The organism is Paraburkholderia phenazinium, from assembly GCF_900141745.1.
Lineage (GTDB): Bacteria > Pseudomonadota > Gammaproteobacteria > Burkholderiales > Burkholderiaceae > Paraburkholderia > Paraburkholderia phenazinium_B.
On sequence record NZ_FSRM01000002.1, the window covers coordinates 1,548,802 to 1,570,749 of the forward strand.

Here is a 21,948-nt window from a genome sequence, read left to right on the forward strand (position 1 = left end):
ACTTCAACCCGATCTCAACTCGACAGCGGCCGTCGCGGCCGTTCACTTTTACCCAAAACTTGAACCTCATCCGACCATGACGACCCCTCAAGAACTCAAAGCGATTGTTTCCGAAGGACTGCTGTCCTTTCCCGTGACTGACTTCGACGCGAACGGCGATTTCCGCCCCGACACCTACGCGGCGCGCCTCGAATGGCTCGCGCCTTACGGCGCGACGGCGTTGTTCGCTGCAGGCGGCACCGGCGAATTCTTTTCGTTGACCAAGGACGATTACTCGAATGTGATTCGCACTGCCACGGAAACCTGCAAGGGCAAAGTGCCGATTCTGGCTGGCGCCGGCGGTCCGACGCGCGTGGCGATTGAATATGCGCAGGAAGCGGAGCGCCTGGGCGCAAAGGGCGTGCTGCTGATGCCGCACTATCTGACCGAAGCGTCGCAGGAAGGTATTGCCGCGCACGTCGAGCAGGTGTGCAAGTCAGTGGAGAATATGGGCGTGATCGTCTATAACCGCGCCAATTCGAAGCTCAATGCGGACATGCTCGAACGTCTGGCCGATAGTTGTCCGAACCTGATCGGTTTCAAGGACGGCGTGGGCGAAATCGAAGCAATGGTAACGATTCGCCGCCGTTTGGGCGACCGCTTTTCGTATCTCGGCGGCCTGCCGACGGCGGAAGTTTACGCCGCTGCCTATAAGGCGCTGGGTGTTCCCGTGTACTCGTCGGCGGTGTTCAACTTCATTCCGAAGACGGCGATGCAGTTTTACCGGGCGATTGCCGCTGACGATCACGTGACGGTCGGCAAGCTGCTCGACGAGTTTTTCCTGCCGTATCTGGCGATTCGCAATCGCCGCCAGGGCTACGCGGTGAGCATCGTGAAGGCGGGTGCAAAACTGGTGGGCCGCGACGCGGGTCCGGTGCGCGCTCCGCTCACCGATTTGACTGCTGACGAGATGGCGCAACTGGATGTGCTGATCAAGAAGCTCGGCGCGCAGTAAATGCTGGGCGTTGCGGGTCTTTAGCGCTTTGTGGTGACCAGAAGGAAGGGCATCACAAAGCGCCATCAATGCCATTAATGCATGTACGTGACGCGGCGCTCGCGCACCGGGATCTCGAGTCCCGCCTCGAGCAGCGAGAATGCAAACCAGCGGCCAAGCTTCAGTACGACACCCAAGGCCGGCCGTGGCAACCACCCGTCGAGCAATTCGACCGCTGCATCGCTGCGCATCCGCTGCAGTAGTGCGATGGCTTGCAGCAGAGCGGCTTCATCCTTGGCGAGTTCGCTCGCGCAGCGGCAGCGTGTATCGAGCGGCCGGCACGACGGGTCGGTGAGCGCATGCATCAGCAGATTGAAACAGGTCATGCAGTCGGCGGACAGGCCGGCCTCGGATAGCACGGCACGCCAGCTCTCATTCTTGCGCACGGAATCGCACTGCGGACGCATCCATGTCCGAAGTGCAGAGAGGAGCGTCTGCTCCGCGACGTCGGGATGCTGCGCGAGCGATTCGTCGAGCAGCGTGTACGGCTGCGCGGATGGACTATGAAAATACATGGGACCTCCAACCGGAAATGGGAGACGCGCTGCGCCCAATGCTGCCTGCCGCTGGCCGGGTTGGCGTACAGCGCTTCGCCTGGATCGTGTGTTGCGTAGCGTTTGGGCCGTCGGGCCCAAGCGCCGCGCATCCGCTCAATTGGCCGATGTTCGTTGCGACGACGGACCGGTCCATTCGCGCACGAAAGCGGCGCGTGCAGGCCGTTTAGCGGGACGTTGATTCGCGGGCGGCGTGCCGACGAACAGGAAGCCAAGCAGCCGTTCCGATGGCTCGAAGCCGAGTGCCGAATGCATCGCAGGCTCGTACGAGTCCGCGCCGGTGGCCCAGAACCCGCCGTAGCCGAGCACGTGGATGGCGTTGAGCATATTCATCGTTGCCGCGCCGACAGCGAGTAACTGCTCGACCTCAGGCACCGTCGAACTCGGATCCACGGCGGCGCCTAGAGCGATGATCACCGGTGCGGCCTGCGCCTTCTGGGCGCGATGCGCATGCGCGGAGCGCGGCTCGCCCGGTGAACGTGCGCAGGCGATATCGACCAGCACCTCACCCAATGCGGCGCGCGCCGCACCGCGCACGACCACGAAGCGCCACGGCCGCAGATTGCCGTGATCCGGTGCGCGCAAAGCGGCGTCGAAAATTGACGCCAGTTCCTTGTCGCCGGGACCGGGACTCGTCAACGGCCAGTGCGACTGGCGCGACAGTAGCGCTTGCAATACGGTTTCCGCGCGATCTTGCGGGTCCGGGGCGGTTGTGACATCGAGAGGTTCAACGGCGAGAAGTGAGTCCATGGGCGCAGAGAATTGACGTGTTCGATGGCGCCTATGATGACACAGTTTGACCTCAAATGCAAATGATTCTCATTTGATAAATTGATCTCGGAGTTGCGCGATAACTGCCAGAAGTTCGCCTGCATGTGCCAATTGACGGGCTTGACCGCGGTTTCGCCAAGCTCCGGGCGCGTCTCAGCTCCGCCAAAATTGCTTGACAAAGGGTAGCGTGCCCTCTAATTTACGCCTCTAAACAGAAATGATTCTCATTTGCGAAGTTCGTTGGCGCTGCTCTCTTCCGATGAAGAGGATGCCGCGTTGACTGGATCATGGTGGCCGTGCCAGGCAGCATCAAACGCCGCATGGTCGACGTAAATGGGAATGATACGTATTTAAGTACTCAACAATCTACACCGGAGCGTTCAATGAGCTGGGGCGATGAAGACACGAACTTCCACGTAGTGGTCAACGACGAAGAGCAGTACTCGATCTGGCCGGACTACAAGGCGATTCCGGCAGGGTGGCGTCAGGCCGGCAAGTCGGGCAAGCGGGCGGAATGCCTTGCATGGGTCGACGAGGTCTGGACCGATATGCGACCGCTCAGCCTCCGTAAGGCGATGGCGGAGGATGCGGCGAAAGAGACCGCGGCGCGCGCGGGTTCGGCGACCTGACCGATGAGTGGATTCGTCGCGGTGCCTGCAGCGCTGCCGCCCGTGCGCCTCGTTTGTCTTGCGCATGCGGGCGGAAGCGCGATGCTGTACCGCCGCTGGGCGCAGCGTCTGCCACACGGCGTGCAGGTGATGCCTCTGGAGTTGCCGGGGCACGGTTCACGTTGCAGGCTGCGAGCCCATACCGAGTGGCCGGCGCTGATCGACATGCTGATAGTCGACCTCGCCGAACAGTTCGATGACGACGTGCCGTTCGCGGTGTTCGGTCACAGCATGGGCGCGCTCGTCGGCTTCGAACTGATCCACGCGCTCCGTGCGCGTCATGGGCTCGAGCCGATCTGGTTTGGCGCTTCGGCGTCGGTCGCACCGTCGCGCCGCAACCGGGAGACGCATTGGCTCAATTGCACACATGAGGCGATGGTCGCGAGGTTGCGCGAGCTCGGCGGCACACCTGCTGCATTGCTCGACGATCGGGACTTTATCGATTTCGTGCTGCCGGTGCTACGGGCTGACTTTCATCTGTGTGGCACTTATGCGCCGCTTGCAACGGCTGAGGAGAGCACCGTGCGCGAGCCGCTTGTTTGTCCAGTCGGCGTTTTCACAGGCTGTGACGATCGCGCCACTGCGTGCGCTGAAGACGTCGCGGCCTGGCGTGACGAAACTCGCGGGACGTGCACGCTGCATCGTTTCGACGGCGGTCATTTCTATCTCGACGGCACGCCCGATTCCGTGATGGCGTGCGTCGCCACGTCTCTCGCGGATGCACTTGCGCGGCCGGCCGCACCTAAGCCGGCCGCACCTAAGCCGGTCGCGATGAAAGGCGAAGCATGGACACACTGATCAGCGGTATCGACGCGGCGCTCAATGAACAGGTGATCGAGCGAAACGGCACCCGCGTGCTGGCGTTGAGCCCAAATGACGCAACAAATATCGAGGCACTTCTGCCGCAGTTGCAGACTCTAGTAGCGCGTGCAAGGCCAATCTACGGCGGCGTGCTGCTGCGCGGTTTCGACGCGCTCGGTGCGTCGGGTTTCGACCGTCTCGTCACAAGCTTTGGCCAACCGACCTTGACCTACGAATTCGGCTCGACGCCTCGCAGCAAAATCGAAAAAGGCGTCTACTCCTCGACCGAGTATCCGGCCGATCAATGGATCGATCAACATAACGAGCAGTCCTACACGCTCAGCTGGCCGGCGTCGATCTGGTTCTACTGCGACATCGCCGCGGAGCAGGGTGGCGCGACACCGATCGCCGACAGCCGCCGCGTCTACGAACGGCTCGACCCTGCGCTGCGCCGACGGTTCGCCGACAAGCAGGTGATGTACGTGCGTAACTACGGCAACGGTCTCGATCTGCCGTGGCAGCAGGTGTTCGGCACGGAAGAGCGAGACGAGGTCGAGCAGTACTGCCGCGCCAACCGGATCGACTACGAATGGCTCGACGATGGCGAGGCGCTGCGCACGCGCCAGGTTTGCCAGTCGGAGCTGCGTCATCCTGTGACGGGCGAGACCGTGTGGTTCAACCAGGCGCACCTGTTTCATATTTCGAATCTGCCGCTCGCGGTACAGGAAGCGTTGCTCGAAGTCGTCGATGACGACCGCCTGCCGCGTAACACCTTCTTCGGTGACGGCACGCCGATCGACGCTGCGATGCTCGACGAAATCCGCGCGGTGTACCGCGACACCATGCTCTCGTTCGACTGGCAAGCCGCCGACACGCTGATCCTCGACAACCTTCTGATGTCGCATGGCCGCGCGCCGTTCGCCGGCAAGCGCCGCGTGCTGGTTGCGATGACCGCCTAAACGATCTGATCTTCGGCCGCAGCGCGCCTGGCTCCGCTGGTCGCCGAACCCCTCTCGAATCAAGACCATCCATGAGTGAAACTGCGAGCGAAGTGTCGAAGGAACTGCTGTCGATTTCGACGGCCTATGTCGCGTTATCGCCCGAGAAACGTGCAGCATTCCGCGCCCGTGTAAAACAGCGCGGCATCGATCCATCGCGCTTGCCGATCGTCCCGTTCCCCGGCAGCGAACGACGCTTTGCGTTATCGAATGCTCAGGAGCGCTTATGGTTCCTCTGGCGCCTCGATCCGGCGAGCGCCGCGTACAACGTGACCGGCGCGGTGCGCTTGCGCGGCAGCCTTGATGTACGGGCGCTGCGCGCGGCGCTCGATCAGGTCGTCGATGCGCATGAGAGCTTGCGGCAGCGTTTCAACGAGGTCGACGGCGTGCCGTTCCAGATCGCCGGATCGACACAGTATGGCTGGGATGAATTCGAACTCGACGGTGCTCGCGATACGGACGCGGCACTCGAAGCGCTGCTGGCTAGCCGGTCCGCGCTGCCCTTCGATCTCGAACGCGGGCCGCTGCTGCGCGTGGCGCTGATCCGGCGAGCAGCGGACGATCATCTGCTGCACATCTCTGTGCATCACATCGTCGCAGATGGCTTGTCGATTGAGGTGTTCGTGGCCGAGTTTGCGGCGGCTTACCGTGCCTGCGTTGCGGCTCCCTGCGCGATGGCGGTGGGCGCGCCTGACGCGGCACGTGCGTCTGTGCTCGCGCCGCAGATCCAGTATGGCGACTACGCGCAATGGCAGCGCGAATGGTTCGACGAGTCCGCGTTGGAACGACAACTCGACTACTGGCGCAACCGTCTCGGCACGGAGCATCCGGTTCTGGAACTACCGCACGTGCGTTCACGCTCTGGTTTGCGCAGCGGCGCCGGAGCAAGCGTGGTGCGGTTGCTGCCAGCCACGTTGCGCACGGCACTTGCGCAGCTTGGAGAGGCTCACGACGCTACCTTATTCATGGTGCTACTCGCGGCCTTCGACCTGTTGCTCGCCCGTTATAGCGGCCAACGCGACATCCGCGTCGGCGTGCCGGTCGCCGGCCGCGACCGGCATGAAGTGGTGCGCGCAATCGGCTTTTTCGTCAACACGCTGGTGGTGCGCACCGAATTCGCGGGCCTTACGACCTTCGTGGATCTGCTGGCTCAGGTGCGTGAACGCGTGCTCGAAGCACACGACTGCGCCGACCTGCCGTTCACGAAGGTGGTGGACGCCCTGCAGCCGCAACGCAGCCTGGGGCACACGCCGCTTTTCCAGGCGATGTTCAACTATCTCGGCGCGGATCGCGATATGCCGCGTCTGCCTGGCCTCGAAGTGTCCAATCATGAAGTCGGCACGCAGACCGCGCGTTTCGATCTGGTGCTCGCTGCGCGTGACCGTACGAACGGCCTCGAAGTTGCCCTGACCTACGCCGAAGATCTGTTCGATGCTTCGGTAATCGAACAGATGCTCGATCACTACGTTGTGCTGCTGGAGCAGATCGCACGCAACGCCGCCGCGCCGCTTGCCAGCTTCGAACTGGTGCGAGAAATTCCGGCCATACCTGCGCAAAAGGCTTTCGAGTCAGTGCCGGCGCGCTTTGTGGCGAGCGCTGCACGGCAGCCGCAGGCCCTTGCCGTGCATTGCGAAGGGGAGCGCGTGACTTATGGTGCGCTCGATGCATGGGCCGGGCGGATTGCAATGCGTCTTGTCGCGGCTGGTGTACGCGCTGACGAGCGGGTCGGCATCTGCATGACTCGTTCCATCGGTATGGTGGCGTCGCTGCTCGGGACGCTCAGATCGCCGGGTGCATTCGTGCCGCTTGATCCCACGTATCCGGCAGAGCGTCTCGCACTGATGATGGACGATGCGGGCGTGCGCGTGCTGTTGAGCGATCGTGCGACGCGGGAGCAATGCGGTGAGTTGTTCGCCGGCCGTACGGTGATTGACGTTGACGCGCTCGATGATGATTCGTGTGAAGCGGCAGATGCAATCTCCAACGAAGCCGTAAGCGCAAGGGCAACCGCAGCCGCAGCGCCTGTGTACGCGCCGCATCGTGAGCAACTCGCTTATGTGATCTACACCTCGGGGTCGACCGGACGGCCCAAGGGCGTCGCGATCACGCATGCAGCGTTTGCCTCCCACCTCGACGACTTCATCGCTGCTCATCAGATCACTGCAAACGACACCGTCCTGCAGTCCTCAACGATCAACTTCGACGTCGCGTTGCACGAACTTCTGCCGGCGCTGTTGCGCGGCGGAAAGGTCGAAATGCGCGGCCCGGAGCCGTGGGACATTGAAACGACGAGCCGGCATCTGATCGATGCACGCGTGACCTTTTCGCGCCTGCCTACGGCCTATTGGCAACAGTGGCTGCGCACGCCGCCGCCGGCGGAGGCCCTCGCGGCGCTGCGGCAGATCACAGTCGGCGGTGAAGGCTTGCCGGGCGACGCGCTTGCGCAATGGCGCAATGGACCGCTCGGCCATATTGGCCTTGCGAATCTATATGGCCCGACGGAAACGACGGTGGCCTGCATGTATCGCGCAACCACCGCCGACGACGCCTCGCAACCGATCGTCTCCATCGGCAAGCCCTACGCGTCGCGCACCGCCCGCGTGCTCGATAGCGATGGCAACGAAGCACCGGTCGGTGCGTTGGGCGAACTCTGCATTGGCGGTCACACGCTCGCGCGCGGCTATCTGGACCGGCCATCGCTGACAGCCGACCGCTTCGTCCCCGATCCATCGCATCCAGGTGCGCGTCTGTATCGCACTGGCGATCTGTGTCGCCGCCGCGCCGACGGCGCGATCGACTTCCTCGGCCGTCTTGATCAACAGGTCAAGCTGCGTGGCCTGCGCATTGAACCGGGGGAAATCGAGGCGGCGCTGCGTCGTCAATCGGGCGTCGCTGATGCAGTGGTCGTCCTCGCAAAGGACCTGGGTGCGCCGCGCCTCGTTGCTTACGTGGTCGCGAAACACGGCGAGTCCGTACAGAGCGCCGCGTTGCAGCACGCACTCGCGCAGCAGTTGCCGGCCCACATGGTGCCCTCGGCGATTGCACTGCTCGAGGCGTTGCCGCTGATGCGCAACGGCAAGGTCGATCGCGCGGCGCTGCCGGCAATTGGTGCAGAGGAAAACGAACAACAGATCGCGCCGCGCAACGATGCCGAGCGCCTGTTGCTGACGCTTTGGGAGGCCGTGTTGGGACGCGATGGCCTGAGTGTCGAGGACGATTTCTTCGCCGCTGGCGGTGACTCCATTCTGAGTCTGCAACTGATTGCCCGGGCTCGCGCGCAGGGCTGGCTGTTGACGCCGCGTCAGGTATTCGAGCATCCCACCATCGCGCGTCTTGCGATGGTGATGCGTCCACTCGAAGATGTTGGTGGTGAAGCGCCGGTTGAGATACGCGACGCGTTGCCGCTGACGCCGGTACAGACATGGTTTTTCAGCCGCTATCCGGACGGCGAACCGCATTGGAATCAGTCAGTTCTGCTGGAGGTGCGCGGCGAACTGGAGGCGGACGCGCTGGAGCGTGCGCTTAGCGCCGTGGTGGCGCGTCACGATGCGCTGCGTCTACGTTTCGAGCGGCATCCGGACGGCTGGAGCCAGCGGGTGCTGGCCGATGCGCCACCGGAGCTGCTGAGCGTCAATGATCTGCGTGACGCGTCCCACACGCCGGGAGCTTGGCAAGCGGCATTGGCCACGCAAGGTCAGATTGCGCAACAGAGCCTCGATCCGCAGGCTGGGCGTCTTTTGAAAGCGGTGTACTTCAAGGTGCCCACGACGGCGAAGGACGCGGCGCGAACCACGGCATCAGGTCGTTTGCTGCTGGTCATTCACCACCTCATCGTCGACGGGGTGTCGTGGCGCATCCTGTTAGCCGATCTTCAGGAGGCCTATGCGGCGACACTCGCGCGCGAGCTGCCGGTGCTCGGTCCGAGTACGCCATGGAGTGTCTGGTCGGACGCCCAGCGCAAAGCAGTTGGCGATAGCCGGGTGACCGCTGCATTGCAAGCATGGCAAAAAGTTTTGGCCAACGCCACGCCGGGGCTGCCAGCACCCCGTGGCACATCCGCGTCAAGTCGTCAGATCGATTGGCGCCTTGACGCCAATGCGACCGCAGCGTTGCGCCATGCCGCACCGCGCGCTTACCGGCTTGGCATCGACGAACTGTTGTTGACTGCGCTCACTCGCACGCTGGCTCACGCGTTGGGTAGCAGCGGCGTGCTGCTCGCGCTGGAGGGTCATGGCCGCGAATCGCAGATTGTATTGGGCACAAGCGAGCGCGGTGTAGCAAGCACGGACCTGAGCCGTACAGTCGGCTGGTTCACGACGCGCTATCCGGTCTGGTTGTCCGCGCAACCCGAAGCGGACAACCAGACCGCGCTCATCTCCACCAAGGAACAACTACGTTCGCTGCCGGACGATGGCGTTTCTTGGGGCTGGCTGCACGCCTATGGAACGGCAGCCGTACATGATGCCCTCGCCGGTTTGCCCACGCCGCGCATCAGTTTCAACTACCTGGGCCAGTTCGACCAAAGTCTCGGCGCCGATGGCCCGTTCGGTTTTGCGAGCGAAGCAGCGGGCAACCCGCAACCTGACGACGAGCCGCTCGGCTACGCGCTCGATCTGAACGGGATGATTGTCGGCGACTGCCTGTCGTTTAGCTGGCGCTACGATCCAGAGGTGCTCGCGCAAGCGGACGTCGAAGCATTGTTGGCCACGTTCGATAGCGAAGTCGCGAACCTTGTTGCACATTGCGCCACGGCGACGCCGCGTGTGAGCGCTTCGGACGTCCCGCTCGCAGCGCTCACGCAGAGTGAACTCGACGCGTTCGGCTTGCCGCTTGCGACGATCGAAGACCTCTATCCCGCCACGCCGCTACAGCAGGGCCTGATTTTCCACAGTCTGATGGAGCCGGGGGCGTATCTGAACCGTAAGCGCATGACGTTGCGCGGCGCGCTCGACGTCGACGCAATGCGTTCTGCGTGGCGCACGGTTGTCGCGCGTCACGCGGTCTTGCGTACGCGTTTCGTGCGCGCCCACGGTGGCGCGATGCTGCAGGCCGTGTATGCCGAGGTACCGGAACCATTTGTCGTGCACGATTGGAGCGACCGCGACGACTACGAAGAAGCGTTTGCGCGCTGGTTCGAGTTCGAAGCGCCGCATCTGATCGATCTCGACGCGGCGCCCTTGATGCATGTCGCGCTGATCAAACGGCCCGACGGTGCGCACGATCTGGCATGGATCAATCACCACGCGCTCTCCGACGGCTGGAGCAGTGCACAGTTGCTTGGCGAACTGAGTCGCGTCTACCACGCTGCCAGCCGCGGTGAAGCGCCGCTACTCGATCCCGTCGTACCGTATCGTTCGTACCTCGAATGGCTGCGCGAGCAACCGGACGCAAGCACGTGGTGGCGCACCCGACTGGCACGCGTCGACCGTCCCGCGCTGCTGCTCGATAGTGTGCCGTCGCTGCCGGCGACGCGTACGTCACGCGGCGTGCACGCACGCGCCGCATTCGGCCATCGTGCACAGACGCTCGACGTCGCACTCGGCGCTGCGCTCGCGCAGGCTGCGAAAAGTTACGGCGTGACGCTCAATACGCTGATTCAGGGCGCCTGGGCGTTAGTACTGGCGCGTTTCGGCAATCGCCGTCAGGTCGGCTTCGGCGTGACGGTGGCGGGGCGTCCCGCGGACCTTCCGGGATCAGCTTCCATCCAGGGACTGTTTATCAATAGCCTGCCGCTGTGGGTCGATGTGCCGGCGCAGCAGTCCGTCGCCGAGTGGTTACACGAACTGCAGACTTACAACGTCGAGTTGCGCCAGGCCGGTCATGCACCGCTTTCGTCGATCCAGCAATGGGCGGGACCGAGCTTCGGCACCCTCTTCGACTCGCTGCTGGTGTTCGAAAACTTCCCGGTCGATCCTGCGTTGAACGATGGTTCGCTGGGTTTGAGCGTCGCGTCTTCCGAGTCGTTCGAGCGCACGCACTATCCGTTGACGCTGGGTATCGTGCCGGGCGAGCGCATTGCGCTGGAGTGGAGTTGGGACGCGGAACGTATCCCGGAGACGACACTCTCTGTATTGCAGAGCGCTTATGTGGACCTGCTCGCGCAGTTGGCGCGAGTTCAGACTCAGAACGTCTCGCTGGCCGCGTTACGCGTGGCCGGCCCAAACGCGTTGAGCGGCGCGGCGACCGGTGCTGCGGCGCACGCCTATCGTCCGTTTGTCGCGCGTTTTGATACCGTGGTGCGGCAGCAGCCGGATGCGCTCGCAGTGCATTGCGACGGCGTGACGCTGAGCTACTTCGAACTGAACCAGTGGGCGAACCGGATTGCTCGCCGTCTGGTCGCCGTGGGCGTAGCGCGGGAGGCCCGCGTCGGCGTTTGCGTCGAGCGTTCGCCTGCCTTGATCGCAGCGTTGCTGGGCGTGATGAAGGCAGGTGGTGCGTACGTGCCGCTCGATCCCGCCTATCCGCGCGAACGGTTGCGCGACATGATCGACGATGCGCAATTGACGACGCTGCTGACCGACGCGGTCACTCGTGCAACGCATGCCGAACTGTTTGCTTCGACTGTCTGCGCAGAGGTCCGGGTAGACGAGACCACGGCGGAACTGGACCACGATCCTGAGCATGCGCTGCACGCTGAGCAACTTGCATACGTGATCTATACATCCGGTTCGACGGGCAAGCCCAAGGGCGTCGCTATCACTCACGGCGCGCTGAGCTTGCATCTTGACGACTTCATCGCAGAGAACGGTTTGTGCGCGGCAGATCGCGTGCTGCAATTTTCCACCGTCAATTTCGACTCGGCGGTGGAGCACATTTTTGCTTCGCTCGCGGTGGGCGCATCACTTGAATTGCGTGGGCCAGTGCTGTGGAGCGCTGCTGAATTCACCCGTGTTCTGCAAGAGCGCCGCGTCACGGTCGCGGACTTGCCGACCGGATATTGGAAGCAGTGGGCGCAGCAACTGCCTGACGATACCGCCGGGCTCGCGTTGCGTCGTGTCACGGTAGGGGGCGAAGTTTTGCCTGGTGACGCGGTCGCGCAATGGTTCGATGGTCCGCTTGCGGATATCGTCCTCGTGAATACCTATGGTCCGACCGAAGCAACCGTCACCGCGTCGGGTCAACTCGTCATAGCCGGGCATGCTGAAAATATCGCGGTGCCGGTGGGGGCGCCGTGGGCGTCGCGCATCTACCGCATCCTCGATTCAGACGGGGAGCCGGTGCCCGAAGGCGGCCTGGGCGAATTGTGCATCGGCGGTGCGACACTGGCGCGCGGCTATCTTGGCCGCGCTGCGCAGACTGCCGAACGTTTCGTGCCCGACCCGTTGGGTCCCCGCGGCTCGCGTGTATATCGAACCGGCGATTTGTGCCGCTGGCTCGCGGACGGTAGCGTCGCGTATCTGGGCCGGCTCGACGATCAGGTGAAGGTGCGCGGCTATCGGATTGAACTCGGCGAAATAGAGCGCGCCCTGTGCGCGCAGGCAGGCGTGAAGGAGGCGGTGGTGATCGCACGTGGCGATCATGAGGCGAAACGCCTGCTGGGTTATGTCGTTCTCGCGGACAACGTGGCCGCAGTCACTGGAAGTGCACTCCGCGAGGCGCTGACGCGCACGTTGCCGCCGTATATGGTGCCGGCGTCAATCGTGACGCTCGACGTGCTTCCGACTCTGCCGAACGGCAAGCTCGACCGCAAGGCGTTGCCCGACGCGGATGGAGATAATACGGATTACATAGCGCCTGAAACCCCGCTCGAAATGATGCTTGCGGATATCTGGCAGGCGGTGCTTGGTATTGACCGGGTCGGCGCACTCGACGATTTCTTCACCCTTGGCGGACATTCCCTGCTTGCGTTGCAGGTGGCGGCACGTTTGCAACGTGCGCTCGACCGTGAGATCGCGCTGCGGACGTTGTTTGAAAATCCGGTGTTGCGATCACTTGCGGCCGCCCTTGACGAGGGAGCAAGTGAAACCCGTCATGCACGCGGGCTGCAGGCCGTGGGTCGACGCGAGACGCTGCCGACGCATGGACAGGAGCGCTTATGGTTCCTCTGGCGTCTGGCGCCCGACAACCCGGCTTATCACCTTTCTTTGGCTGTGCAGATTAACGGTGAACTCGACGTTCCAGCATTGCGTAAGGCGCTTGACTCCGTGGTGCAGCGTCACGAGATACTGCATAGCCGCTTTGAGGAACGCGACGGCGCGCCGTGGCTGATCGTCGACGAGCATCTGGGCTGCGAGTGGTCCGAGACGGTCTTCGCGGACGCGAACGGCGCAGCCGATCCAGTCGTCGCTGCGTGGTTGCGCAATGGTGCCTCCGGAGCATTTGATCTCGCGCGTGGTCCGGTGCTGCGCGCACAACTAGCACGTCTCGCCGGTGGCTCCCACGTGTTCGGCTTGGTGGTGCATCACATTGCCGCCGACGGTTGGTCGATGAATCTGTTGATCGATGAATTGCTGAGCGCCTATGCGGCGCATCGCGCCGGTCGCGCACCGGCGTTTGCGCCGCTGCCGGTCCAGTACGCGGACTTCGCCGTCTGGCAGCGCGAGACGCTCGACGCCACCGCGCTCGAACAGCAGCTCGACTATTGGTGCATGCGCCTCGGTGACGAGCAGCCGGTGCTCGAATTGCCGACAGATCGCGCGCGTCCCGCGCTGCGCAGTTCGGACGGCGGACAGGTCGAAGGCGTGCTTGATCAGCCACTCGCCGATGCATTGCAGGGCTTTGCCCGCCGGCACGACGCGACGGTGTTTATGACGCTGCTCGCGACGTTCCATGCGTTGCTGCATCGCTATAGCGGCCAGCGCGACATCCGCGTTGGGATCCCGCTGTCGGGACGCGAGCAGCTGGAGATCGAACCGCTGATCGGCTTCTTCGTCAACACGGCGGTGATCCGTGCGGACCTCACGGGCTCGTTGCCGTTTGACGCGTTGCTCGCGCAAGTGAAGCAGCGGGTACTGGAGGCGCAGGTTAATCAGGATGTTCCATTCGCACAGATCGTCGATGCGCTGCAACCGGTGCGCGCGGCAAATCACACGCCGCTTTTCCAGGCGATGTTCAATCTGGAGGTTCCGGCGGCTCCGCTCGACCAGCACGCAGGAACGACGCTGCAGTTGCGGCCGCTCAGTGATCAACGCACGGCTGCGCAATTCGATCTGACGCTCAATGTAACGATTGCGGATCAGCTCAGCCTGTCCTTCAGCTATGCAAAAGATCTGTTCGAGCACGCCACAGTCGAGCGTTTGATGCGCGATTACGTGGGAATGTTGTCGCAACTGGTGCGCGAGGACAAGGCAAGCGTGACACGGGTGCGAGATTTTGCGCTCGAGGCGCGGCCCGTCGCGCAACGCGGCGCGAGCGAATCTTCCGTTTTGACGGTGTCATTTGTGCCGGTGCACGCTCGCATTGCCGAGCAGGCGCTGGACTCTCCCGATGCTATCGCGCTGCGCTGCGACGGCGCCACGCTCAGCTATCAGCAACTCGACCAGCGCGCAACACGACTCACGCAGCGGCTTCTTCGTTGTGGCGTTATGACGGAAGCGCGCGTAGGTGTGTGCGTTTCCCGTTCGCCTCAGACGGTCGTGGCGATACTCGCTGTGCTGAAGACCGGTGCCGCCTATGTGCCGCTCGATCCGGCCTATCCAGCGGCGCATCTCGCCGGCATGATCGACGACGCGCTGCTGACATGCACACTCGTCGATGTGGTGGGACGCGAGCGTCTGGCGGATATCGCTGGAGATCATGTCTTCGTCGAGGTCGACGGCGATGCAGACCGCCAGGATCAAACCGAAGCGGAAGACGATCCCGCGTTTGCAGACGCGGATGCAACCGGACAACGCGCTTGCCCCCTGTCGTTTGCACCGGTTCGAGCCGATCAGCTCGCCTACGTGATCTACACCTCGGGATCGACAGGCAAACCCAAGGGCGTTGCAGTCACACACGGCGCGCTGATGCGTTTCCTTCACAGCATGCAGGCTCGCCTCGCCCTCAATACCGATGACGTCTGGCTCGCTGTCACCACACTGTCTTTCGATATCGCGGCGCTTGAGCTGTATCTCCCGTTACTTGCAGGTGCCACGATCGAACTCGCGACGCGCGAGACCGTCGCCGATGGTCGCCGCCTTGCAGCGCTCGTCGACGCGTCGCGTGCGAGCGTCATGCAGGCGACACCGATGGGCTGGCGCGTTCTGCTTGATGGTGGCTGGCAGGGTAGACGGGGAACGGGCGCACCGATACGCGCCTTGTGCGGCGGCGAGGCGCTACCGGTGGACCTCGCCGACGCGTTGCAGACGCGTGGCGTCCAGCTATGGAATATGTATGGCCCGACCGAGACGACGATCTGGTCGAGCGCCGCGCGGCTCGACGCCGCTGGCGCACCGATTACGCTCGGCGAACCACTCGAACATACGACGCTGATGGTGCTCGACGCCGACGGCAATCCGGTACCGGACAACGGCATAGGCGAGTTGTGCATCGGAGGTGCCAATCTCGCACGCGGTTATACCCGCCGCGCCGGACTGACCGCCGAACGCTTCTTGCCAGATCCGCATGGCGCGCCGGGTGCACGTCTATACCGAACCGGCGATTTGTGCCGGGTACGCGGCGACGGACAACTGGAGTACCTGGGCCGTGCCGATCAGCAGGTGAAGCTGCGCGGCTTCCGGATTGAACTGGGAGAAACCGAAGCGGCATTGCGCGCGCTTGATGGCGTCGCCGACGCGGTATGCCAGATCCAGGGCGAGGGCACGTCGCGGCGCCTCGTTGCATTCATAACGGGCGACGCCGATCCAGCAGCATTGCGTCCGCTGCTGGCAAGCCGTCTGCCCGCGCAGCAGGTACCTGCGCAAATTGCTCGGCTAGAGGTGTTGCCGCTGACATCGAACGGGAAGCTGAACCGCAAGGCGCTGCCGTTGCTGACATCAGCGACGTCTGACGCATATCGCCCGCCTGTCACACCTACCGAGGTTCTCTTATGCCGGATCTGGAGCGAGGTGCTGGGCGCGGCACAGGTCGGGCTTGACGACGATTTTTTTGCGCTAGGCGGACATTCGCTGCTCGCTGTGCGGGTGGCATCGCGTGTCGGCGAGGCGCTCGGCCGGAAGATCGAACTCGGATTGCTGTTTGCGCATCCATCGCCCGTCGAGATGGCCGCACAACTGGATCACAGTGCCGCCGCGAATGGCGATGGAGCAGACACGCTCGATGCATTGCAAGATCTGATGGATTCCTTATGAACCGATTGATCACGAGCGCAATAGTCGGCATCGTCGCGCAGTTCGCCTGGCACGAAATGCGGGAAGCGCAGGATTCACAGAACTCGCCGCATTCGCAGACAGACAGGAAACGATGAACGTGACGGATCACTCTTTCTCTGCGTCCGGTGTAAAAGACGCATCCGTAACGTCCGATGCATCGCCGGGCGCGGTTCGCCGGCCGTCCGGCGCGTTACGCCTCGCTCAGCAGTACGCAGCGCTCCCCGAAGACAAGCGCGCATTGTTTCGCGCCCGCGCGCGGGCTCAGGGGCTTGACGTAGACACGCTGCCGGTTGTTCCGCTTTTGCCGAGACCGGCTCGCTTTCCGCTGCTGTTTGCACAGGAGCGGTTATGGTTTCTGTGGTGTCTCGATCCGCATCACGCGGGTTATCACATCACGCACACTCTGCGGCTGACAAATGCTCTCGATGTTGACGCGTTGCATCGCGCATTGCGCCAACTGGTGCGCCGGCACGAAGCGCTGACGCTGCGTTTCGATGCGGAAGAAGGCGTGCCGACACAATATCCGGCACCTGATGCCAGCTACGGTTTCGTACAGCATACCCTCGCGGACGACGAGGCGACACTCGCCGAGGCGCTACGCGATTTCGCCTGCGAACCGTTCGATCTCGTCAATGGTCCGGTGCTGCGGGTCGCTTTGTTCGAGACGGGTGGACAGGGGTGTGTTCTGCAGTTCGTAGTGCATCACATCGTCGCCGATGCGTGGTCGATGAATGTGCTGTTCCGCGATCTGCTGGCGTTTTATCGCGGTGCGGATAACCTGTCGCCGTTGCCGGTGCAACTGGCAGACGTCGCAGTGTGGCAGCGGGAGTGGTCGGCCAACGATCTGCTCGAGCGGCAGATCGGCTATTGGCGCGAACGGCTCGACGGTGTTCCTGCTGCGCTCACGCTGCCGCGCGACGTGCCGCCGCGCGCGACCCGTTCCCACGACGGCGGCCTCGTCCGGCTGTCGATTCCCGCCGCGCTGGCCGAGCCGCTGCGTGAGATCGCGCGTAGCCGGCGTACGACGCTCTTTATGGTGATGCTGGCCGTGTTCGACGTGCTGCTGTACCGCTATTCGGGGCAGCGCACGATTGTGGTCGGCGTGCCCGCCGCAGGGCGTGGACGTACCGAGCTGGAAGGGCTGGTGGGCTTTTTCGTCAACACGTTGATCGTCCGCGCGGACCTTGCTGGCGGACAGCCGTTCGATACGCTGTTACGCACCGTCCGTGAGCGCGTGCTAGAAGCGCAGGCTCATCAGGATGTGCCGTTCGCGCGGCTGGTCGAGGCGCTTGCAATCGAGCGCAACCTCGATAGCTCACCGCTGTTTCAGGTGATGTTCGATCTTGCGGCCGATGCCGCTGACAAGACGCAGGCGCAGTCCGCCAGGACCGCTGGGCACAGCCCTCTTGCGGTCGAATCGATACTCGACGTTGCGCCGACCGCACGCTTCGATCTGGCGTTGAATGCGCAGGATCGCGGAGCGGGTGGCACGTTACAGCTTGCGTTGACCTATTCACGCGACCGCTTTGTCGAAGCGACCGCGCGGCGCATGCTCGACGACTATGTCGAACTGCTTGAACAGGTCGCGGCGGAACCGCAGCGCAACGTGGGCGATCTGGCTGTGCGCCGGGGAATTGGCGAGCATGTGCGGTACGACGTGCGCAGCGGTGAAGTCAGCACTCCGACCGATATCGAACGAGAGACAGGGGATGGAACCGCACCAGACATCCCTCGCGATTCGTTTATCGCGGCACACCAGCGGATAGCTCAACGTGCGCGCCAATGTCCGACGCGTGTCGCCCTGCGTTGCGAGGGCGAAGCGATAACGTACGCTGCGCTCGACGCGTGGGCGGAGCGCATCGCGCTTGCGTTGCGCGCGGACGGCATCGCCACGGGCGAACGCGTTGGCTTGCTGCTGGAGCGCTCGCTGGCTCTGCCTGCAGCATTGCTCGGCGTGTTCAAGGTGGGTGGCGCGTTTGTTCCGCTCGATCCTGATTACCCACCAGCGCGACTGCAGGCGATGATCGCCGATGCAGGCGTGACACGTGTGATCGTCGACGAAACGACTCGGAGCAATTGCCGCGCATTGCTCGCTCCGCTGCGTACGGTACTTGCATCCGCGGTGCGGCCTGATGCCTCCGATAGCACCGCGAATTGCGATGATGCCGTATGGTCCGTGCACCCCGATGCGCTCGCCTATGTCATCTACACCTCTGGCTCAACAGGCACGCCGAAGGGCGTGGCAATCACGCACCGCGCGCTCGCGCTGCATCTGGAAGACTTCCTGCACGACCATCGGATCGTCGAGTCCGACATCGTGCTGCAGTCGTCGACCATCAATTTCGACGTGGCCTTGCATGAGCTCTTGCCGGCGCTCATGGTGGGTGGCCGCGTCGTGATGCGCGGGCCGCAGGCCTGGGAGCTCGCCTCGCTGAACCGCACGCTTTGCGACGAGCACGTGACGTTCGCGCGGATTCCGACTGCGCTCTGGCAACAATGGCGCATCGCGTTGCCGCCGGCGGAGGATATCGCGCTGCGACAGATCACAGTAGGCGGCGAAGCGTTGCCTGGCGACGCATTGCAGCGATGGTACGAAGGCCCGCTAGCGCACGTCGCGATCGACAATCTGTATGGTCCGACCGAGACCACCGTGGCGGCATTGCATCATCCGGTCTCGCGCGACGATGCGCAGCACGCCATTGTCGCAATTGGCCGCTGCTATCCGGCGCGTCACGCATATGTCGCCGATCTCGACGGTAATCGTGCGCCGGACGGCGCGCTGGGCGAGTTGTGCATCGGCGGTGCGACCCTCGCGCAGGGCTATCTGGCGCGGCCTGCGCTTACCGCCGAACGCTTCGTGCCGGATCCGCATGGGGCACCGGGTTCGCGCGTCTATCGCAGCGGCGATCTGTGCCGTGCGCGTGCCGACGGCATCATCGATTTCCTCGGGCGGATCGATCAGCAGGTGAAACTGCGCGGGCACCGCATCGAGCTTGGCGAAATCGAAGTCGCACTGCGGCGCGTCGCTCAGGTCCGCGAGGCTATCGTCGAATTGAAGGGGGAAGGAGAGCGCAAACGCCTTGTCGCCTACTTCACCGGGTCCGCCAATCCAGATGCCGTGCGCGAAGAACTGACGCGGACGCTTCCAGCCTCGCATGTGCCCTCGATTTGCATCGCGCTCGATACGTTGCCGACGCTGCCTAACGGCAAGCTCGACCGACGTGCGTTGCCCGAGCCGGACGACGCGGTGCAAAGTGCCGCGGTACCGTCGGCAGGGCCGATCGAAACGGCGCTGCTGGCAGTCTGGCAGACTGTGCTCGGCCGCACTGACTTCGGCGTAACCGATAACTTCTTTACGCTCGGCGGGGATTCGATTTCCAGCCTGCGGGTGATTGCGCAGGCGCGCGCCGCGGGCTGGGTCGTCTCACCCCGCCAGGTATTCGAGCATCCCACGGTGCGTGGTCTGGCGCGTGTTGCGCAGGCGAGTGTCGCGCCAGCAGCGGATGAACCGCTTGTGAACGTCCCGTTCGAGGCACCGCTCGCGTCGATGCAGCATTGGTTCTTCGAGCACTATCCGGACGCCCCTGCACGCTGGAATCAGGCGGTATTGCTGCGTAGTGCCGAGGCGCTCGACGTCGAAGCACTGCGAGCGGCGTTCGATGCCGTGCTTGGCACGCATGATGCGCTGCGCGCGAGCTTTCGGCGCGATCCGCAGACGGGTGAGTGGTCGCAGACTATTTTGCCGCCGAAGTCTTCCAACGACGTATTGCGCATCGTAGATCTGCGAGCCTCCGTTGACCCAGTGGTCGCAATCGAAGCGGTCGCAGACAAAGTGCACGACAGTGTCGATCTCGCTGCCGGCAAGCTACTCCACGCGGCTTATATGAGCACAGCGGATGGCGCACGACTGCTGGTCGTCGTCCATCATCTGGTGGTCGATGGCGTGTCGTGGCGCATCCTGCTCGACGATCTGCTGAATGCGTACGAGGCGGCACGTTTGTCCGGCACGCAGACGCTGCTGCCGCGAGCGAGTACCGCATGGAGTGAATGGACTCGACGTCTCGCCGAATACGCCAGTTTGCCCGAGCATCTGAGCGAACTAGCATGGTGGCAGAAACAACTGGGGACGACCACGGATGCCGCTCCGTCACGCCAACACGCGATCGCTCCATCCACCTCCCAAGGCCACACGCAGCATCGCAACTGGACACTCGATGCGCAGACAACGCGTCAGCTCACCGACTCTGGCAGGCGTATCGACGAAGTGCTGCTGACTGCGCTAACCCAGGCATGTGCCGAGCATTTGCCGCAACTGCCCGTGATCGTCGAACTGGAGGGGCATGGTCGCCGCGATTGCATCCCTGGGCTCGATTTGAGCCGCACGGTGGGTTGGTTTACCACGCAGTACCCACTACGCCTTAGTGCCGCACCGCAACTCGAGTCGACGCGCCGCGAAATTGCTAACCTGCTGCAGACGGTGCCCGCGGAAGGCATGCATTTCAACCTGTTCCGCTACGGTGGCTCGGCGTCGATGCGCGCCGCGCTGGCGGCTTTGCCTCCCACGACGATTGGCTTCAACTACCTCGGACGTTTCGAAGAACGGCTCAGCGAAGGCTACTTTACGTTTGCTCCCGAAGACAGCGGCAACGGCATCGGCACGAACATCGCCAACGGGCCACGTCACGTGCTGGACCTGAATGGCCTGATCGCAGGCGGTTGCCTGAAACTCGAGTGGAGCGTCGCTTCAGATGCGCTTGATTTGGCCCAGCTTGGCAGGCTGATCGACGCGTTCGAAACACATGTGCGGGCATTGGCTCAACCGGTGGATCCGTTGGCCGGTGCATCACAAAGCGCGGACTCATCGCACACGGCCGCCACGGCGATCGATGAACCGGGACTTGTAACACCTAAGCGGCATCTGTTCAATGGCCTGACGGTGGCTTCGCAAACGTCCGTATCCGCCACAACCGAACCCGGGCAACTCGATGCGTTCGAACTGTGGCGTCAGCGCTTTTACACCGAGGCGTTGCTGTGCCCGCCTTACGGCACGGCAAACGATATCGACATGCAGCCGCTGAACGCCACCGGTGCGCCGCTCACGCTGTTCTGCTTTTACCCAGGCTTTGGACTTGTCGGCGAATACCGCTTTCTTGCCGCTGCGCTACAAGGGACCGCCAGCGTACTCGCGTTGCGTTCGCCGGGTTTCGCGATTGATGCGGGGGATTCAACGAGTAAGGCGCTCGATGCAACAGCACTCGCACGTCACGATCAACCCGCCAGTTTCGAGGCACTTGCACAAGCATGCGTCGAGCGCGTGCTGAAGGCGCAAGCCGAAGGACCATTCCGGCTGCTTGGCTGGTCATTCGGCGGGCGCCTGGCGGTGGCGGTTGCCGGGCAGTTGCGCGCACGCGGCCATCAGGTCGATTTCCTCGGACTGCTCGACACGGCGACGCGTACCGCTGACGCAGCACCGGACGAGGAGCATGCACAGGGCGATCTGTCCGCATGGCTGGAACAGCAGACGGATGGCGCACAACTGCAAGCGCTCTTCACACGGGCAGCCGAACTGGACGCATTGCACTACCGCTTGCGCCTCGCCCACACATTGCCGACCCTGGACGTACCGATTACTTTCTGGCACGCCGCCCGCGACAAAGTACCGGGCCGCGAGCGCGACTGGCGTCCGTATACAACCGCGGCAGTCGAAGCAGTCCAAATCGAAGCGAGCCACACCGGAATCGTGCATCATCCGGCGCTGCATGCCAGCGTAAAAGCCCAACTGCAAAAGCTGCTGAGCATGCAAGAGGCGCGGACACGCACAAGTACAAGCGGCACAGATACCTCATCCTGACAACCTAAAACCGGACCACAGCT

The 21,948-nt window shown here is 63.3% G+C and carries 8 protein-coding genes; 6 read left to right on the forward strand and 2 right to left on the reverse strand.

Annotated elements, in window-relative coordinates:
• Nucleotides 1-76 precede the first annotated feature (76 nt).
• Complete coding sequence (kdgD, locus tag BUS06_RS26975; RefSeq protein ID WP_074267449.1) at nt 77-994, forward strand: 5-dehydro-4-deoxyglucarate dehydratase; 918 nt, start codon at nt 77-79, stop codon at nt 992-994.
• Between the two features lie 74 nt (nt 995-1,068).
• On the opposite strand, the gene BUS06_RS26980 is transcribed toward kdgD, so the two are convergent.
• Nucleotides 1,069-1,548: a hypothetical protein gene (locus BUS06_RS26980; protein WP_074267450.1), complete on the reverse strand. Its 480-nt coding sequence runs from the start codon at nt 1,546-1,548 to the stop codon at nt 1,069-1,071.
• Nucleotides 1,549-1,683: 135 nt separating this feature from the next.
• Nucleotides 1,684-2,337, reverse strand: coding sequence for a nitroreductase family protein (locus BUS06_RS26985; RefSeq protein WP_074267451.1), 654 nt, complete (start codon nt 2,335-2,337; stop codon nt 1,684-1,686).
• 404 nt (nt 2,338-2,741) lie between these two features.
• Here BUS06_RS26985 and BUS06_RS26990 point away from each other — a divergent pair, with 404 nt between their 5' ends.
• The 5 genes from BUS06_RS26990 to BUS06_RS27010 all read left to right on the forward strand — a co-directional run bounded on the left by BUS06_RS26990 (nt 2,742) and on the right by BUS06_RS27010 (nt 21,925).
• Complete coding sequence (locus BUS06_RS26990; protein ID WP_074267452.1) at nt 2,742-2,987, forward strand: MbtH family protein; 246 nt, start codon at nt 2,742-2,744, stop codon at nt 2,985-2,987.
• Between the two features lie 3 nt (nt 2,988-2,990).
• Complete coding sequence (locus BUS06_RS26995) at nt 2,991-3,824, forward strand: thioesterase II family protein (RefSeq protein WP_074267453.1); 834 nt, start codon at nt 2,991-2,993, stop codon at nt 3,822-3,824.
• Complete coding sequence (locus BUS06_RS27000; RefSeq protein WP_083611616.1) at nt 3,812-4,786, forward strand: TauD/TfdA family dioxygenase; 975 nt, start codon at nt 3,812-3,814, stop codon at nt 4,784-4,786. Before BUS06_RS26995 ends, BUS06_RS27000 begins: the two co-directional genes overlap by 13 nt.
• Nucleotides 4,787-4,857: 71 nt before the next feature.
• On the forward strand, nt 4,858-16,053 hold the full coding sequence (locus tag BUS06_RS27005) for a non-ribosomal peptide synthetase (RefSeq protein WP_074267454.1): 11,196 nt from the start codon (nt 4,858-4,860) through the stop codon (nt 16,051-16,053).
• A gap of 112 nt (nt 16,054-16,165) precedes the next feature.
• Nucleotides 16,166-21,925: a non-ribosomal peptide synthetase gene (locus tag BUS06_RS27010; RefSeq protein WP_074267455.1), complete on the forward strand. Its 5,760-nt coding sequence runs from the start codon at nt 16,166-16,168 to the stop codon at nt 21,923-21,925.
• The last annotated feature ends 23 nt before the right edge of the window (nt 21,926-21,948 follow it).

Excerpts from the sequence above, each read along its gene's own strand:
- BUS06_RS27005 (WP_074267454.1), top strand. The coding sequence starts at position 4,858 with ATGAGTGAAACTGCGAGCGAAGTGTCGAAGGAACTGCTGTCGATTTCG.
- BUS06_RS27000 (WP_083611616.1), top strand. The coding sequence starts at position 3,812 with ATGGACACACTGATCAGCGGTATCGACGCGGCGCTCAATGAACAGGTG.
- BUS06_RS26980 (WP_074267450.1), bottom strand. The coding sequence starts at position 1,548 with ATGTATTTTCATAGTCCATCCGCGCAGCCGTACACGCTGCTCGACGAA.
- BUS06_RS26990 (WP_074267452.1), top strand. The coding sequence starts at position 2,742 with ATGAGCTGGGGCGATGAAGACACGAACTTCCACGTAGTGGTCAACGAC.
- BUS06_RS26985 (WP_074267451.1), bottom strand. The coding sequence starts at position 2,337 with ATGGACTCACTTCTCGCCGTTGAACCTCTCGATGTCACAACCGCCCCG.
- BUS06_RS27010 (WP_074267455.1), top strand. The coding sequence starts at position 16,166 with ATGAACGTGACGGATCACTCTTTCTCTGCGTCCGGTGTAAAAGACGCA.
- BUS06_RS26995 (WP_074267453.1), top strand. The coding sequence starts at position 2,991 with ATGAGTGGATTCGTCGCGGTGCCTGCAGCGCTGCCGCCCGTGCGCCTC.
- kdgD (WP_074267449.1), top strand. The coding sequence starts at position 77 with ATGACGACCCCTCAAGAACTCAAAGCGATTGTTTCCGAAGGACTGCTG.